This window comes from Sediminibacillus terrae (assembly GCF_009602435.1).
GTDB classification, from domain to species: domain Bacteria; phylum Bacillota; class Bacilli; order Bacillales; family Amphibacillaceae; genus Sediminibacillus; species Sediminibacillus terrae.
Genome location: NZ_VZDQ01000028.1, coordinates 103,166 through 120,446, shown reverse-complemented (window position 1 = coordinate 120,446; position 17,281 = coordinate 103,166). Strand labels below are relative to the sequence as shown.

The 17,281-nt window shown below is 43.6% G+C and carries 17 protein-coding genes and 1 riboswitch; of the genes, 7 read left to right on the top strand and 10 right to left on the bottom strand.

Annotated elements, in window-relative coordinates; all coding sequences use genetic code 11:
• Window positions 1–6: 6 nt before the first annotated feature.
• A riboswitch (Fluoride riboswitch) is annotated at window positions 7–67 on the bottom strand.
• Window positions 68–159: 92 nt separating this feature from the next.
• Entirely contained in the window at window positions 160–1,092 is a 933-nt protein-coding gene (locus F6X55_RS18965) for a M14 family metallopeptidase (RefSeq protein ID WP_161993117.1), read from the top strand.
• Window positions 1,093–1,162: 70 nt separating this feature from the next.
• On the opposite strand, the gene F6X55_RS18960 is transcribed toward F6X55_RS18965, so the two are convergent.
• Entirely contained in the window at window positions 1,163–1,639 is a 477-nt protein-coding gene (locus tag F6X55_RS18960; protein WP_026569533.1) for a YndM family protein, read from the bottom strand.
• A gap of 277 nt (window positions 1,640–1,916) precedes the next feature.
• Between F6X55_RS18960 and F6X55_RS18955 the strand changes: the two genes are divergently transcribed.
• On the top strand, window positions 1,917–3,389 hold the full coding sequence (locus tag F6X55_RS18955; RefSeq protein ID WP_153465315.1) for a SulP family inorganic anion transporter: 1,473 nt from the start codon (window positions 1,917–1,919) through the stop codon (window positions 3,387–3,389).
• A 124-nt stretch (window positions 3,390–3,513) separates the two neighbouring features.
• Window positions 3,514–3,933: a universal stress protein gene (locus F6X55_RS18950; RefSeq protein WP_153465313.1), complete on the top strand. Its 420-nt coding sequence runs from the start codon at window positions 3,514–3,516 to the stop codon at window positions 3,931–3,933.
• A 35-nt stretch (window positions 3,934–3,968) separates the two neighbouring features.
• Here the strand turns inward: F6X55_RS18950 and F6X55_RS18945 are convergent, their stop codons facing one another.
• Window positions 3,969–4,427 (bottom strand): GtrA family protein, encoded by a 459-nt coding sequence (locus tag F6X55_RS18945; RefSeq protein ID WP_153465311.1) that lies wholly within the window; start codon window positions 4,425–4,427, stop codon window positions 3,969–3,971.
• Window positions 4,428–4,618: 191 nt separating this feature from the next.
• Here F6X55_RS18945 and F6X55_RS18940 point away from each other — a divergent pair, with 191 nt between their 5' ends.
• Both F6X55_RS18940 and F6X55_RS18935 read left to right on the top strand, forming a co-directional pair.
• On the top strand, window positions 4,619–5,422 hold the full coding sequence (locus F6X55_RS18940) for a VLRF1 family aeRF1-type release factor (protein WP_026569537.1): 804 nt from the start codon (window positions 4,619–4,621) through the stop codon (window positions 5,420–5,422).
• A gap of 767 nt (window positions 5,423–6,189) precedes the next feature.
• A complete protein-coding gene (locus F6X55_RS18935; protein WP_026569538.1) occupies window positions 6,190–6,459 on the top strand; it encodes a glutaredoxin family protein in 270 nt (89 codons plus the stop codon).
• A 188-nt stretch (window positions 6,460–6,647) separates the two neighbouring features.
• On the opposite strand, the gene F6X55_RS18930 is transcribed toward F6X55_RS18935, so the two are convergent.
• The 8 genes from F6X55_RS18930 to F6X55_RS18895 all read right to left on the bottom strand — a co-directional run bounded on the left by F6X55_RS18930 (window position 6,648) and on the right by F6X55_RS18895 (window position 13,107).
• Window positions 6,648–7,061 (bottom strand): Fur family transcriptional regulator, encoded by a 414-nt coding sequence (locus F6X55_RS18930; protein ID WP_153465309.1) that lies wholly within the window; start codon window positions 7,059–7,061, stop codon window positions 6,648–6,650.
• Window positions 7,058–7,912 carry a metal ABC transporter permease gene (locus F6X55_RS18925; RefSeq protein ID WP_026569539.1) on the bottom strand — a complete coding sequence of 285 codons (855 nt, stop codon included), beginning with the start codon at window positions 7,910–7,912 and terminating at the stop codon, window positions 7,058–7,060. Before F6X55_RS18925 ends, F6X55_RS18930 begins: the two co-directional genes overlap by 4 nt.
• Window positions 7,913–7,926: 14 nt before the next feature.
• Entirely contained in the window at window positions 7,927–8,682 is a 756-nt protein-coding gene (locus F6X55_RS18920) for a metal ABC transporter ATP-binding protein (RefSeq protein WP_026569540.1), read from the bottom strand.
• Window positions 8,683–9,660 carry a metal ABC transporter solute-binding protein, Zn/Mn family gene (locus F6X55_RS18915; protein ID WP_237648715.1) on the bottom strand — a complete coding sequence of 326 codons (978 nt, stop codon included), beginning with the start codon at window positions 9,658–9,660 and terminating at the stop codon, window positions 8,683–8,685.
• Window positions 9,661–9,964: 304 nt separating this feature from the next.
• Entirely contained in the window at window positions 9,965–11,650 is a 1,686-nt protein-coding gene (locus tag F6X55_RS18910) for an HD-GYP domain-containing protein (protein WP_026772361.1), read from the bottom strand.
• Window positions 11,651–11,670: 20 nt separating this feature from the next.
• The gene (locus F6X55_RS18905; RefSeq protein WP_051382217.1) at window positions 11,671–11,916 is read right to left on the bottom strand and encodes a helix-turn-helix domain-containing protein; all 246 of its coding nucleotides are present in this window, start codon (window positions 11,914–11,916) and stop codon (window positions 11,671–11,673) included.
• Window positions 11,917–12,536: 620 nt separating this feature from the next.
• Window positions 12,537–12,860 (bottom strand): spore coat protein, encoded by a 324-nt coding sequence (locus tag F6X55_RS18900; protein WP_153465304.1) that lies wholly within the window; start codon window positions 12,858–12,860, stop codon window positions 12,537–12,539.
• Window positions 12,861–12,873: 13 nt separating this feature from the next.
• Window positions 12,874–13,107: a spore coat protein gene (locus F6X55_RS18895; RefSeq protein ID WP_371069367.1), complete on the bottom strand. Its 234-nt coding sequence runs from the start codon at window positions 13,105–13,107 to the stop codon at window positions 12,874–12,876.
• Window positions 13,108–13,377: 270 nt separating this feature from the next.
• Between F6X55_RS18895 and F6X55_RS18890 the strand changes: the two genes are divergently transcribed.
• A complete protein-coding gene (locus F6X55_RS18890; protein ID WP_026569546.1) occupies window positions 13,378–14,295 on the top strand; it encodes a proline dehydrogenase family protein in 918 nt (305 codons plus the stop codon).
• A gap of 559 nt (window positions 14,296–14,854) precedes the next feature.
• Window positions 14,855–17,254 carry a 3-hydroxyacyl-CoA dehydrogenase/enoyl-CoA hydratase family protein gene (locus F6X55_RS18885; RefSeq protein WP_153465301.1) on the top strand — a complete coding sequence of 800 codons (2,400 nt, stop codon included), beginning with the start codon at window positions 14,855–14,857 and terminating at the stop codon, window positions 17,252–17,254.
• The last annotated feature ends 27 nt before the right edge of the window (window positions 17,255–17,281 follow it).

Sequence of the window (17,281 nt, the reverse complement as noted above, 5' to 3'; positions counted from 1 at the left end):
GAATGTACACTGGCAGGAGTCATCAGCACGTCGGCGGTTAAAGGTGAACTCCATCACCTATCGAATCTTTTGTTAATATACATATATAGTACCACTTTACGGATGGGATGCAAATCATTCCTTACGTCAGAAACCAATAAATCAAGGAGAGGCATTTCTATGACGCACATGTTAACAAAGGATTCCCTATACACTTTTGAGAAAATGGAAGCGGATATTCAAGAATTGGTGAGACGTTATCCAGACATCTTTCAAGCTGAAATAATCGGCGAATCAGTGGAAGGCAGACCCCTTTATGCTTTCAGAGTGGGAACAGGAAAGGCAAAAGTGCTTTTAAACGGATCCCATCATGCAAGGGAATGGCTGACCTCCTATTTATTGATGCAAATGGCGGAGGCTTACTCCTTGGCTTGGACTAAAAAAGAAACCATCTCCGGTTTTGAGATTCGTGATCTTCTCAGTAAGGCTTCCATCTGGTTTATACCGATGGTCAATCCTGATGGCGTCACCTTGGTGCAAAAGGGTGCCCAAGCCGCCAAGCAGCCAGACACCGTTTTACGGCTCAACGATAACCAAACTGAATTTGCGGGATGGAAGGCAAACATAAGAGGGGTAGATCTCAATCGACAATATCCGGCAGGCTGGGAAACAATCAAACCGACCGTCGACAGACCAGGTCCTATGAATCACAAAGGGCCTTACCCACTGAATGAACCAGAAGCAAAGGCTGTTTACCATTTCACGAAAAAGCATCGTTTCCACATCGCTGCTGCTTACCATTCGTCTGGAGAGGAAATATACTGGAAGTACAAAATCGATGGGAAACTGCTGGCTATCAGCCGTGAAATAGCTGAAAAGATAAGCGGACAAACCGGTTATCGTCTGGTCGATCCAGGTCCCGATCCAAGCGGGGGCGGCTACACTGATTGGTTTTTAACAGAAATGAAAAGACCGGCGTTCACCCCTGAAATTTCTCCATACATCGGTCCCAGGCCAGTTCCTGTTGAACATTATCCTGCGATATGGAAACAAAACCAGTCGATTGGGCTGCTTCTTGCAGAAGAAGCCTGTGACCTTCTATACAAAGTGTAGTTCTTTAAGTCCACTCTGAAACGGCCGCCTTCACCAGTGGTAAAATTGACAATCTGGCATGGACGGCCGATTATTCATCCTTCTTTTCGTCCGTTTTCCCGTCCTGTAATTCGATAATGTCCTGCCCTTCATTTTCTTCTGCAAATTCTGTTTGTAGACGAGCAGTCGTTTGTCTGTTTGCTTCTTCGTAATCCGGTTCATCATCCAGCACTCTGTTTTGCATGTACATATGAAAAATGACTTCAGCTGCTGCAATAAACAGGGCCGAAAACAAGGAGGCATTGACAACGGCGACGTCATTCCCGATAAAGAAGGTGCTCAATATCCAAACGGAAGCAAATGCAAGCCCAAAGTCGGCTATGGAGGCAGTCAGGTTGCCGAAACGCGGCAGGATGAATAGATCTCCAAGCAAGTAGGCGACTCCGGTGACAAGCAGTGTGATGATAAAGATATCCCCTGCCGTTGCAGTATAAAAAATGCCTAAAATCGAGTAAAGGACAATTCCGGTGACTGCAAATTTGATGACAAGCGCTCTTACATGTTCCATTGTATTCTTTCCTTTCATACTGGAATATACGTTCAAGCTTATTCTGTACGAAATGATAAAAATTATTGACAGAAACTAAAAAAGCTTGAGCCAAAAAACTCCGATTACAAAAATTGCCGATAAATAGAGTAAAGGAAAGAAAATGAAAGGAATCGCTTTATGATTTACGTTTACATGGGATTTGTCTTATTCGGTTCGGTGTGGTAAGATTCAATTTGTTTTGAGCGGATTTACTTTCTTGCGGAAAGTTTAAAATAGAAATGAAAGAGGTGTCGTGTTGAATCTATCTGCAATTAAACAGAGTTGGTTTGGCAATATCAAGGGAGACATATTAGCTGGGATGGTCGTGGCCTTGGCATTAATTCCGGAAGCAATTGCTTTTTCGATTATAGCCGGTGTCGATCCGATGGTCGGTTTATATGCTTCCTTTTGTATTGCCGTCGTAATTGCTTTTGTCGGCGGCAGACCGGGAATGATTTCCGCAGCAACTGGAGCGATGGCGTTGGTCATGGTCACCTTGGTCGCTGAACACGGTTTGCAGTATTTATTGGCTGCTACGATTTTGACAGGTATTATCCAGATTGTGATGGGAATATTCAAGCTTGCCAGGTTTATGAAATTTGTCCCAAGATCGGTGATGATCGGATTTGTAAACGCACTGGCCATTTTGATTTTCACTTCACAATTACAGCATTTTGTCGGTGAGTCTTGGCAGATGTATGCGATGGTGGCAGGAGCATTGGCCATTATTTATATTCTTCCGCGTTTTACTAAAGCTGTACCTGCTCCTCTAGTTGCCATCGTCGTCATCACCTTAATAGCGGTCTATACGGGAAGCGAAGTCCGGACCGTTGGAGATATGGGGGAGCTGACCCAAGCGCTTCCGTTATTTTTACTGCCGGATATCCCGCTGAATTTGGAAACATTGATGATCATCTTTCCTTATTCCTTGGCACTCGCTGTAGTGGGATTGTTGGAATCCCTTCTGACTGCCCAAATCGTCGACGATATGACGGATACAGAAAGTGATAAGAATAAAGAAACAAAAGGACAGGGAATCGCCAATGTTGTTGCCGGATTTTTTGGTGGTATGGCAGGCTGTGCCATGATCGGTCAATCCGTTATCAATGTGAAGTCGGGGGGCACTGGCCGTTTATCCACCTTGACTGCGGGGGTTTTCCTGATGATTCTGATCATGGTATTCAATGATTTATTGGTGCAAATACCGATGGCCGCCCTGGTTGGTGTGATGATTATGGTTTCGATCGGTACCTTCGATTGGTCATCGCTCCGGCATTTGCACTTGATGCCGAAAACGGACGCAGTCGTCATGGTTGTCACGGTGGCAGCTGTTGTGCTGACCCACAATTTATCAATCGGTGTACTGGTAGGTGTCTTATTGAGCGCCATCTTCTTCGCCGCCAAGATATCCAAGGTCCATGTCCACAGTCTACAGGTGGAAGCAGGACGTAAAAAAGTCTATGTGGTGACAGGTCAATTATTTTTTGCCTCCGTCAATGAGTTTGTAGCTTCGTTCGATTACAAAGAATCATGCGAGGAAATAGATATCGATTTAAAAGCAGCGCACCTATGGGACGATTCAGCTGTCGGCGCAATCGATAAAGTTGTTTTGAAGTATCAGGATAATGGAACAAAAGTAAATATTATAGGTTTGAATCACGAGAGTTCTATATTGGTCGAGAAGCGCGCGGTTTATAATAAACCAGACGCAAAAGCGGCCAATCATTGATAGAGGAGGGCAGGATGCTGAATAAAGCTCCTGTCCTGTTTTTTTCGCCAAAGAACTCCATCTTTAAGAGAAGAGAATCTTTGTTATAATTGGGATAGGAAATCTTTTTTCTGGAGGACATAGAATGTTTGATAAAATATTATTAGCTTCAGACGGCTCTGAACATGCTATCAGGGCTGTGGAAAAGGCATTGTTTTTGACCCGAAATAATTCAAACGCTTTCATCGAAGTGGTATATGTAGTGGACAGGGACAAATCAAAGGCAGACGTTTTGCAAAATTGGAATGCCGCCGATATTGATTTGAAGCGGAAGGAAAAACTCGCATTCACAGAGCAAAAGTTAAAACATGCCGGAGTTCGTTATCAGATCAACATTCTGCACGGGGATCCCGGGCCAAGCATCGTAAAACATGCCAATGAGAAAGCGTTTGATGTTTGCGTGATTGGCAGCCGCGGATTGAATTCCTTGCAGGAAATGGTATTGGGAAGTGTCAGTCACAAAGTGGCAAAACGGGCAAATTGTCCTGTGATGATTGTGAAGTAGTTGAACAAAAAAGATAAGAGCGGGGATATCCGTCCTTATCTTTTTTCTATGACTTTTTTTACTTTTTTCTTGCGGAAGACGATAAATTTCATCAAGAGAAAACTGGTGGAAAACGAAAGGAACATTGCGGCCCCTTTGGCGACATTGTGTACAAAAAAGCTTGGCAACGACAGAGCGGAAATCTGGAATAGCAGTTTGCTCAGGCCGATAAAAACCACGTTGTTGATGACCCAGGCAACAATCGCCTGTAATGAGAATAAACCCAATTCCTTTGTGTTTATCCGGGCATGATGACTGAATGTATATTTTACATTCCATATATAGGAGTTCATTATCGCTAGAAAGTAAGCGATGGTGTTGAAGATAAACAGCATTCGTGTTTCTTCTGTCGGCCATATCCATAACAATAGATTTAGTACGCCGATATCGATGGCGGCGTTGGCCAGACCGATAAAACTGAACTGAATTATCTGTGCTTTTACTTTTTTGGCCATATGATCCTTCTCTTTCTGGAGATTAGGTAATAAGTTTATCATGTTTCCAACTATACGTAAAAATACACCGCCTCCGGTTTCTTCCTTTTTCCATAACCGCTAGGAGCAACGATCGAAACAGGTTTTGGTTTTTGGATGAAAGGATACACACTTTATATAAATGGATAACACTTCTAAAGGAGTGAGTCTTGATGAAATTCGATAAACAGCTGAAGCAATTGGAAAATATCCAGTTACAACGTCCCAACAGAGTGCTCTCCATGTATCTGAATACGGACCCTTCTGATCCCGAGCAACAAGGCGGAGAATGGAAAATTCACTTAAAAAACGGGCTAAACCATTTTGAAAGTTATCTGAAGGAAAGTGGAGACAATCAAGAATTGAAAAATTTTCAAGCGGTCCGTGAAAAAGTGGAACGCTTTGTACAAGGGAATGAACAGGCATTTAAAAAAGGCATCGTTTTATTTGCTTCTGCAGACGAACAGGTATGGTTTGCCGAGCGGCTTCAAATGCGCTTGCAAACGGAGTTTCATTGGGAAGATGCCCCTGTTACAGACCAACTGAAAGAATTGAGGAACAAGTTTCCGAAATCGGGTATCATACTAGTGCAACAGAACCAAGTAAAAGTGATTGAAGCAGAATTGGGTGCCATCCTGGAAACGAAGCATTATGAACTGGATCTGGATACAGAGGACTGGCGTGAATATACTGCTGAACAAAAACGACCGATGTCCATGGGAAAAGGCGGTAAGGACCCAAGCCGCGACAGCTTTGATGCGAGAGTGAGCGCAAACCAGCAGCGCTGGTATAAAGGACTGGCACCGAAGCTGGATAAACTCGCCAAAGACAATCAATGGGACCGCATCTATCTTGTAGGGGAAAAAGAAGAGGCAAAAGATATGGAATCATATATGAACAAGGAAGTTTATCAGGTAGAAGGAAAGAATATGCTTGATCATGAAGAAATGAAAGTGATTGAAAAAGTCGTGGCATAATGGTCATGCATCTATTTTAGTGACTGAAATCCTAATAAAAAACATCGCCTTTTCTATAAGGGAATCTGACCTCGTGAAAAGGCGGTGTTTTCTTTGATTCTTTTGTCTCTATACGAGATGTGGCGGGGTTCCCTGTCGTGATGCGGATTCGGGTCATTGCAGACCGATTTCACTTCATGCGATTTTGGGGTTTTGTGGAAAAAACCATTCCGACTTTAAGAAGAAGGGCGGCGCTAGGTTGAAAAGCAAATCCATCCCCGTTTAAAAGAAACGCATGCCTTAAAGAACAGATTGGATGAATGGTTGTTTAAGACAAGTGAGGAAAGACAGGCGGAAAAGGACTGAAGGAATGTCCGGATGGATGCGTCGTCCGCGGAAAGAGATTATATTTCCCCGGCAGCTTTAGATGAAAGGAGTCGTGCCAGAGAAAATCAAGGGTCTTAACCATACATACGAGAAAAAGGAGTTTATAATGAAAAAAAGCTGGGCATGTGAAAGGTATTGGAAGAATAAAATTGATTGTAGAAGTTGGCCGTGATCAGTTAACTTTGTAAGTAGTGCCTTTGTTTCACCTATATAGGCATTAAATCATGCTTGATCCACTGACCATAGTACTTTTGTAAGAAATTGTACGTAATCGGTTTCACGGCTGGATAAACTGGGAATCGGGCAACAAAACAACATAAAGATAGTTGGCTCAGTTTGCGGTGAAAAAGGGACCTGGCCCTGTTCCAGGCTAATTTATCTGGTAAAAGGAGACGATAAAGGTGAAACAAGTGGTAAAGATTTATACGAAAGCAGCTTGTCAAGAAAGCCAGTCGCTGAAAGAGTTTTTGTCGAAGGACCAGGTACCGTACGTTGAAGTCGACATTACTGAATCCGAAGAAAAACAAAGACAGCTGCAGTCAACAGCCGGTACAAACCTAGTGCCGACTATCGTAATTGAGCAAGAAGGCATCATCGGAAAAAAGAAGAATATCATTTATACCGGTTTCACCAACAACAAAGATGAAATCGACCGTACTATAAAACACTGAATCGACAGTTATTTCGTACTCACACGATAATGGAAAAAATGAAAAATAGCCATGGATGAAAGTCGGCGTCCTTTGCTTTTATAAGAAAAAGGGCTGTCCTAGAAAAATTGGACAGCCCTTTTTATATCTTGGTGAGATTTACGTTTACTTTAGAAGACCCTGTCAATCCTGTTTGCTGGATCAAATCGTCAGGAAGCCTGGCAAGACGGACAACGCCCATAAATTTCAAACTTGTGGTCCTCAACTTGGAAACCGCCCAATTCCCCTTTGACATTATCCATCGGACACGTTTCGATTTCTTTGGTAATCCCGCATTGCTTGCAGATGAAATGATGATGATGGTGACCGACGCAGCTGATTCTGAAGAGTTTTTCCCCTTCCAGCTCGGTTGATTCCAAAATCGCCAGTTCGTCGAACAAATGAAGATTCCGGTAAATCGTATCAAAACTGATGCCCGGGTACGATGGCTCCATGAAATTCAACAAATCCTTCGCACTGCGGTAACCGTCTTCCTGGTCGAAATAAGACAAAATATCCTTTCTTTTCTGGGTGTACTTATATCCCTTCTGTTTCAAGATAACCAATGCTTCTTCCATGTTCATTGCTGCGTCCTCCTTGTAAAGAAATTCATCCGGAGACGTTTTACGGTCAATGCCGCCAACAAAATGATAATAGAGGTCATCACGATTGTTCCTCCGGGAGGTATTTCAAAATAGTAACCGGAAACCAATCCGGCAATCACAGAGATTTCTCCAAAAACAACAGACAGTATAATGGATTGCTTGAATCCTTTCGCGAGCCGGATGCTTGCTGCTACCGGCAAGGTCATCAGTGCAGACACAAGCAGCACACCGACAATCCTGATAGAAGCTGCAATCACAAGTGCCGTCAATAAAATGAATAAGAAATGAATCCGTTTAGCATGAATACCTGAAACGACTGCATGTTCTTCGTCAAATGATAACATAAACAGCTCCTTAAAAAATAAGAACAAGACTGCAAGTACAATCACAGAAATAACGATAATGGTCCACAAATCAGAACGGCTGACCGCAGACACCGATCCGAACAAGTAATTGAATAAATCGGTGTTGAAACCATCGGCAAGCGAGATGAACACAACGCTCAAACCGACTCCGCCAGACAAAATGATGGGGATGGCAAGTTCCTGATAGGCTTTATATACACTTCGCAGCTGTTCGATGAATATGGAGGCAATCACCGAAAAACCCATCCCGCTGTAGAAAGGGGTAATAAAGCCGGCGGCAAATTTCTTTTCGATCAGTAAACCGAACGCAATCCCGGCCAGTGTCACATGGGAGAGGGCGTCGGCGATCAGGGAAAGCCGTCTGACTACGATGAACGAACCGAGTAGTGGAGCGATCAAACCGATCAACAAACCGGTATATAAAGTATTTTGTAAAAATTCGTATTGAAAAAAATTAGCTAACATGTTGACTACGCTCCTTAATGCTCATGGGACACCAAATTTAAGGCATGGCCGTAATAATTGGACAGTTCGGCGTCGGATAAAGAAGAAAACTGATCCGCGTTTCCGTGGAAATGCATCGTTTTATTCAAGCATACTATATTTGTCGCATGGTGTGTCATGGTTCCTATATCGTGGGTGACCAGCAGCAGGGTGATGTTTTTTTCCTGATTGAGTCTGTGCAGCAATCCGTAAAACTTTTGGACATGCTCCGTATCTACCCCGACAGTCGGCTCATCAAGAATCAACAGTTCCGGGTCGCTTACAAGTGCCCTGGCGATAAATACACGCTGTTGCTGACCTCCGGATAAATCACCAATATTCTCATGAAGGTAAGCGCCCATGCCTACTTGATCGACTGCCTGCTTTATTTTTTCCCGGTGACTTCGGGAGAAAAAGCGAAGATAACCGACCTTGGCAGTCAAGCCCATTGATACGACCTCTTCCACTGTGGCTGGAAACCCTCGGTTAAAGGTGTTTGCTTTTTGAGATACAAAACCAATCTTATTCCAGCTTTTGAATTTGTTGATCGGAGTGCCCAGTAACTCGATTGATCCATGTTGAGGTTTTAATAAACCGAGAATCAGCTTGATGAGGGTGGTTTTCCCCCCGCCGTTAGGGCCGACAAGCCCCATGAATGCTCCTTGGGGAATCTCGAAATTGATATGTTGCAAAGCTGGTTTGTGATCATAATAGAAATCGACATTTTGCATGGAGATCACTGTGTTCTTCATTCATCCATCCTCCTTTGTTGTTCGGTCTGTAGCTCTCTGGAGCACTTGAAGGTTTTGTTTCATCAGGGATAGATAATCTTCCCCATGATTGATATCTTCTTCGGTCAGGACGGCTAAATTATGAATTTGCAGGGCTTTGCCGTCTATTTCCCTTTGAATTTCTTTTGATACTTTGTCCTGGACATTTTGTTCGAAAATGACATAATCCATTCCGAGATTCTTTGCCTGTTCTATAATGTTGATCAAATCCTGCTGAGATGGTTCACTGCTGTTGGATATGCCATTAACGGCAATCTGTCTGATTCCATAACGATCTTCCCAATAACCATATGCGGCATGGGAAACCAAAATTTCCTTATGCTTGCTCTTACTTAACGTATTAAGGAATTGGTTATCCAATTTCGTTAAATCTTCTTGTAATGACGAAAGATTTTGCTGTAAAACAGCTTCATGGTTCGGGTATATGTCCGTTAATCGCTTTTCGATAATACCAGCCATTTCCTGCATTCGCAGAGGATCAAGCCAAATATGGGGATCGTGGCTTCCATGGTCGTGGCTATGATGTTTCGATTCAGCATGATTGCTGTCATGATCCGCAGTACTTTCGCTTGCAGTATGAAACAACTCTTCATATCCTGCCAGGCCGATCAGCCGAACCTCTTCTTGTTGCAAAGCTTCAGCTGTCGTGGAGGCGAATGATTCCAATTCTTCGCCGAGATATACGAAAGCATAGCCCTCGGCAATATCGGTCATTGTTTTGGCAGTAGGTTCGTAAGAATGGGCATCCGCACCAGGAGGGTATATGGTTGTTACCTCTACAAAGTCACCGGCCAATCTTTCAATAATGTATTGAATAGGATAGACCGTCGTATAAATGGTGTGCTCCGCTTTCTCCCCATAATTATCAGGGGAGGGGCTGCATCCAGCTTGCAGCAAGATGCCGCTGAATAAAAGGATCAATACTACCTTCCACTTCATCATTGTCCTCGTTTCTTCAAGTTTCTATTTATGTGGTAAACAAGATTTCTTACTATACTTATTGTCTTTCCTGACTTAAAAATGAATACTCTTCATTCTATCGTAATGATTATGGTTTGTAAATAATAACGATTCCGTTTTACTTGGGGAGGAGTCCGGGAAAGGCAAGGGACATCATAGGAAATACCCTATAAATAGTGCGGGGTAAAGAAAAACTCGCCAAATTGGCGAGCCATCAGATGAAGACAGAAGGACGGCGTTAAGTAATGCTTTTGCAGTCCATAAATGTCAGTGAACGAGGGATTTAGACTTGGATCACTGAATCTGTCGCTATGATATCGATAAATACTCTCTTGTTTTTCTGGAAGAGTTCCTGAAGAACCTGTGTGTTATATTCATTGAAAGAGGAGAGCGCTAATCGAGGGTATTGGTTCATAAAGCTGTCGGGATCGTCATTCGGAAAGTTAAGGAGTAGGATATGATCGGCCGGCTGTTTATCTGAAAAAAAGTACTGATTCAGATTGGCAGCAGATTCTGTCACCAGTTTGGCTTGCACAGCCTCCAAACGTAAAAATCCAGATAGCAGCCTGGCGTACAAGTAGGCAGTTTCTTCCGCTGGGTAAAGGATTAAAGCACTTGACCTGCAAGTTGTATAACGCTCCGTCTCTTGTTCAATTTGGATCAATAACTCTGTTACTATTTGCGTGCTTTTATGGTAAGCAACTGATGACAACTCATCAATAGCTGCCATTTGATTGAGTTTGGCCACGGCTGGAAACAATATTTTTTCAAAGATATGATGGTAATGAAGACCATCAGAAAGAGTCTGATACAAGGCTTTGACTTCGTTTTGGTCACCGGATGAAAGGTTGTCCAAAAATTCACGGAACAATTGCTCGTCCGATTTAGGCTGGAAAGCCAGAATTTTTTGAACTGTGAGCGAAAAGTTGGTCGGAAGTGAAAAATCACCACCTCCCTTTAACAAGCGTACCTGTGGAACGGTAGGATAGTATTTACTGACGCTTGAAATTTTTGCCTGCTCGTTATTGGATAGGAGTACCGTTGCATCATACGGATAAATCATAAGTGCATCGATAAAATGATAAAGTATATGCCAATCAAACTGCTTTTGATCCTTTAACAATATCTTAATCGCTTCATATGCCGGCACTTCTTCTTTGTAGGCGCGCTTCAATGTGAGTGCAGAGAAGACATCCACAATGGATAAGATTCGCAATTCTAATGGCAGCTGACCGCCACTTAGACCATCCGGATAACCGGAACCATCCAAACGTTCGTGATGGGAGCGGGCGAAAGCGCCCAACTGTTCATACCCTAGGGATTGAAGCAGCCTTTCTCCGTCTGTCGTATGCTTCTGGATTTGCTTGAATTCCGCACCGGTCAGTTTAGCTTGTTTATGTAGTATTTCTCGTGGTGTTTCAATTTTTCCGATATCATGAAAAAGAAAACCAGCTGCGCAGGTCTCCAGGTCAGTGACAGTTAGTTTTTCTGCCATGAGGCTCCCTAGGACAAAAACATCGAAGGAATGGATATATGCATAAGAATCCCATTTATATAGAGCAGAAAGTGTGTCGGTTATACCGTAATTTTTATGAATGTTAATGAATAGTTGTTTTAGAAACAGCACTGTTTCTTGTCTGTTCAACAACTTTCCATAGCGATATTCATAGCCTATTTTTTCGAGAATGTGAAAAAAATGTTTTCCCAGTTCTTCTTCTGAGTATTGCCCTCGGTTGGTTTCTAGCGGCTGTGTTGCAGTGATCCCCATAGTATTTGGTTGGTTTTCGTTAGCCGCTGTCGAAGTATTCGGTTCAATAACCTTCAATTCTTTTATTCCTCGTTTTTTTAAACGGTTGATCAGTCTTGGGGTCATTTTCGTCCCTTTTTTGATGATCAACGTATCACCGGCATAAATATCTTCTGCCAAACGTTCTTCCGGCAGCACTTGAGAAATGGACTTAGCTTTCATATAAATACCTCCCATTTGTTTTACTCGAAAGGAAAATCGAATAACTCCTTGACGGGAATATCGAGTGCCTCGGCTAGCCTGCGGATATTCAGTAAGGATATATTCCGCTTGCCGGTTTCAATTTCTGTGTAATATGATCTCGAAAATCCAGCCAACTCAGCTAATTCTTCTTGCGTCATCCGTTGATGAAGCCGATATCGCCGCAGCCGACTTCCGAATGTTTTCAGGAAACAGACGTCCTTTGACTGGTAGGCCACCGTAATCACATTATTCCCTCCCCCCGGTATATGGTTTGCTAACTGCCTCCTATGGTGCCCTGAAAGTATTTTACGTTCGTGGAGAAACGATTGCTTAACAGTAGTTGTCATTAGCAAACAGTTGCAGAAAAACGGTAAGAACTAGTTCAATTCATTGTAGATTCACTTATTGGCAACAATATGAAGTCGATGATTCCAAAGACTAGGGAAGCCAGTTACCTCATTAGATTAACAACTTAGTAAGTGTAAGGAATCAAAAGAACCATTCTGTTATAAGCCGGTTTCTTGGACTGCAGAGTATTAAGTCGAATCGCATGCAAGCACTCGCGTTGCATAGAAGGAGAACGCTTTCTGAAGGACGCAATTCGACATTATAATTCTAAAGTCCTACATCCATCTCTATCATATGACAATAGCCGACGGAGGCTCCACCTGATATAAGTGACATACAGAGAGACATGTTTAAGGAGAGGGACAATTCAGGAGGCACATAGAGGCACAGAGGCTCGACGAGAATCAAGCCAACAGAGCGTGCTGCATTTCCGAAAAAAACAGCCGAAGCTCAGAAGCATCGGCTGTTTATCGCATTTGGAGTAATGGCAACAGTAGGCTGTAAAGCGGACTTCCAGTCACTGTGGTGGCAACTGATTCAAATATCCGCTGTATTGCTGATAGGCTTGTTGAATCTTATGCTGATCGGCTTTTTCAAGAGAATACCAGCCGTTCTTGAACATCAAGTTGTAAAGGGTTCGCTGGCAATCCTGGGTTTCTTTGCATATAGCTGCCAAGTCCTGATACAGCCCTTGATTGCTCGCCTCGTTCAAAGCAATACTGTATGCGCCGGTCAAATATTTCTCTGAAGCCAATACATCATTGACAAAATCTCTTTCACTCATTTGCGGTGTCTTCGGTACTTGTGTTTCCGGATTTTGCACTTTCTGTTGCTGATTCATGCTAATCCCCTTTCTAAATGACATTCCCGGGCTGGGTGTTCAAATGGCTGAGAATCTGCTGATAGTGGCGCTGATGCATCTTGGCGGTTGTATCAAGCGCCTGCTTTATTTCCGGTAATTGGCACTGTTCAGCATAAAAGTTGGCTTTTTTGCTGGCATTCAAATTCCAGGACAGCATATCGGTGATGTAAAGTAAATCTTTTTCGCTAATCATATTCGGCGGCTGCTGCATAGGTTGTTGGTTCAAGCGAATTCCTCCTTAAAAAAAGACTGTCGGTTCCCGTTTTATTATTGCCGGGTAGGTGCGTGGTTATTCTGCTTGCAACATCGTGATGAATTTTGTATGCAAAAAGTACCTCTTTCCCCGTAAAAATGATAGAATAGTACAAGAAAGCATACTAGTTTGAAAGTTTTCACATCGGCTGCGGCGGATATAGATAAGCAACCGTTTTGCTGAGTTTGCGTTTAATTAAGAAAGCGGTTCCGCTGTACTGGATGATTACTGGGGGGGCTTATAATGGAACAAATCCTGCGTAACTTCTTTTTATTTTTATCCAAAAACAAGTTTTTCACCAAGTTGGCTAAAAGGTATGGTCTACGCTTCGGGGCCGGCCGTTTTGTAGCTGGGGAATCGGTGGATAACGCCGCAAAGGTCATTGAGCAATTGAATCAAAAAGGGATGGTTGTTACTGTTGATCATCTTGGAGAGTTTATCGACAGCGAACAAGAAGCACGCCAGGCGGCTGATGAATGTGTGGAAATGATTGAAAAAATTGCCGAACAGAAGCTGGACTCTCAGCTATCTTTAAAAATGACTTCCATGGGACTGGATATATCGGAAGCATTGGTGATGGAAAACATGCGGAAAATTCTCGCTGCAGGAAAAAAACACGGTGTTTTTGTGACGATTGATATGGAAGACTACGAGCGCTGCCAAAAGACGATCGATATATTTAAAGAGTTAAAGGAAGAGTACGATAATATCGGTACCGTCATTCAAGCATATTTATACCGTACTGTAGGAGACATAGAGGAACTGAATGCTTATCATCCGAATCTCCGGCTGGTCAAAGGCGCGTACAAAGAGTCACCGAAGGTTGCTTTTCCGGATAAACAGGACGTGGATGAGAATTATAAGAAAATCATCAAAATGCATTTGTTGAATGGGAATTACACTGCCATTGCTACTCATGACGATGAAATGATCGCATACACAAAGCATTTGGAGAAAGAACATGACATTCCCAGGGATCAATTTGAATTTCAAATGCTTTACGGAATCCGAATCGATAGGCAGGAGGAACTGACTGCCGAAGGATATAAAATGAGAGTTTACGTTCCTTATGGTACAGACTGGTATGGATATTTTATGCGGCGCCTGGCCGAACGGCCGGCAAATGTGGCATTCGTTCTTAAAGGAGTCTTCGGTAAATAGACCACGAGCGACTGGGACAACCGAATGATTTCAGCGTTCTACTCTTTTATTATGAAAGTGCGATTTTCCACGATGGCAAGGTACTTCGCTTTCTGCGGCCACGGCTGCAGCTAACCGGCGGCTTGCCAAGTCGGTTTTCAGCTTGCGCTCATCCCGCCGGAGATGCCTTTTCTTCTGGCGGGATTTCCGCTTTGCCTAATCCCGCACCTATTACCCAATAGAAGAATATGGTTCATCCTGTCTTTATCATATGGAAATCAGTTCACGAAAATGCAGCGATACGAAGCACGCATCAAATGACAGGATAAAAAGAAGTCAATCCAAGGAATAGACAAATAAAAGTATCGGGCGGACTCGCTCGGTGTATAGAGTTCGTTTTTTGCTTTGGTGGGTATGCTTTTGTCCGGGCCACTATAAAATCTGCATGGAACCGGGAAAAAATGATTGCGAAATATCTGAAAATACCTTATAGTTGAATTAGATGCAGATAGGGAACTATCTACTTTTTTTACACGCATAGTGAATGAGTATTCATTCAAAATGATAGGGGGATAAAGGAATGACTCGAAAAATCAGACGTGCAGCCGTTTTGGGATCAGGAGTGATGGGATCCGGAATAGCGGCACACTTGGCAAACGTCGGCATTGAAACTTGGATGCTCGATATCGTACCCAAGGAATTGACGGATGAGGAGCAGGGCAAGGGACTTTCCTTAGAAGACAAAGTGATACGCAATAAGTTTGCGGATACAAGCAAAAAAGCGTTGTTAAAACAAAAACCTTCACCGCTTACCAGCAAAGGCAGTCTTGATTTGATCCATACAGGAAATATGTCGGATGACCTTGATGTGCTTGGAAAAGTCGACTGGATCATCGAGGTGGTCGTGGAAAATCTTCAAGTGAAAAAGCAGGTTTTCCAGAATGTAGACAAGTACCGGAAAACGGGAGCCGTTGTCAGTTCCAATACGTCGGGCATTTCCATAGAAAAAATGGCTGAAGACTGTTCGGATGATTTTAAACAACATTTTCTCGGGACGCACTTTTTCAATCCTCCACGCTATCTGAAACTGCTCGAAGTCATTCCGACCAAATGGACGGATGAGCAGGTTTTACGTGAAATGAAGCAAATTGGGGAAGACATCCTCGGTAAAGGAGTAGTCGAGGCGAAAGACACACCAAACTTCATCGCCAACCGCATCGGGACTTATGGGCTTCTTGTAACAGTGAGAGAGATGAAGAAACAGGGATTGAGCATCGGTGAAGTGGATTCGATCACCGGGCCCATGATCGGGAGACCGAAAAGCGCCACCTTCCGTACGCTGGATGTTGTAGGACTCGACACCTTTATCCATGTTGCTAAAAATGTCTATGACCAGGTGGAAGGAGACGAAAAACAGGTTTTCGAAATCCCGGAATTCCTGCAAACCATGAATGCGAAAGGCTGGCTGGGCCAAAAAAGCGGTCAGGGATTCTACTTGAAGAAAAAACAAGGCGGCAGCAGTACAATCTATGAATTGAACCCGGGAACTTTGGAATATCAGGAGCGTAAGAAGTTGAAAACCAAGGCGACAGAACAAGCCAAACAAGAAAAAGGTCCCGGCAGAAAAATGAAAGCGCTTGTATATTCGGAAGGTGATCCGGCAGGTGATTTAATTTGGTCCATTACGAAACCAGTATTGCTGTATGCTGCGCGACTCACTGGAGAAATCGCAGACGACATCCTTTCGATTGATGAAGCAATGAAGTGGGGATTCGGCTGGAGACTAGGACCATTTGAAATGTGGGATGCAATCGGTGTCGGAAAAGCAGTAGAACGCATGAAAGCTGATGGCGAAACTGTCCCGGGATGGATAGAACGGATGCTTGCCAATGGGGCGGAATCTTTCTATAAAACAGATGGAGGAAATCTGCTTTATTATCGGGATGGCGAATATCGACAAAAGCAGGTAAACCAGAAAGAGATTCATATTAAGGGCTTGAAGGAAAGAAAGGGAGTCATCAAGAAAAACACGGGAGCAAGCTTAATTGACTTGGGTGACGGGGTGGCCGGTTTAGAGTTTCACTCAAAGAGCAACGCCATCGGTCTTGACATCATCCAGATGATCAACTACTCCGTAGAAGAAGTTGAAAAGAACTTCCAGGGTCTGGTCATCGGCAACCAGGGGAAAAACTTCTGCGTGGGAGCCAATCTGGCGATGATGCTCATGGAAGCACAGGATCATAATTTCTTTGAAATAGAAATGGTCGTGAAACATTTTCAAAATGCCATGATGAAAGTCAAATATGCAGAAAAACCAGTTGTGGCTGCGCCGTTTGGAATGACACTCGGCGGAGGTGCAGAGGTTTGCCTGCCGGCCAGTTCGATTCAGGCAGCGCAAGAAACGTATATTGGGCTGGTGGAAGCCGGGGTTGGCCTGATTCCTGGAGGCGGCGGCAATAAAGAACTATACATCAAGCAAGTAAGAGATTTGCCACAGGGGATCGAGTTTGATTTGCAGAAAGCTGCCAATAAAGTTTTTGAGACAATTGCTACTGCCAAGGTTTCAACGTCGGCAGCTGAAGGGCATGAGAACGGTTTTCTGAACAAACGTGATGCAATCAGTGTCAATACTGACCATTTACTTCATGACGCCAAGCAAAAAGTGCTTGCATTGAGCAAGGCAGGGTACGAGCCGCCAAAACGGGAGAAAATTCCTGTCGTGGGTGAGGCCGGATATTCCGCCATGTTATTGGGGGCCAAGTCACTGGCGTTTGGGGGGTATGCATCGGAGCATGATGTGAAAATTGCAGATAAACTGGCATTTGTGCTCGCGGGTGGACGCCTGCAGTCGGGAACGCTTGTCGATGAACAATACTTACTGGATTTGGAACGGGAAGCGTTTCTAAGCCTGATCGGTGAGAGAAAAACACAGGAAAGGATGCAGCACATGCTGCTCAAGGGAAAACCATTGCGTAACTAATGCCATATTTATTTAGAAGAGGGGGAA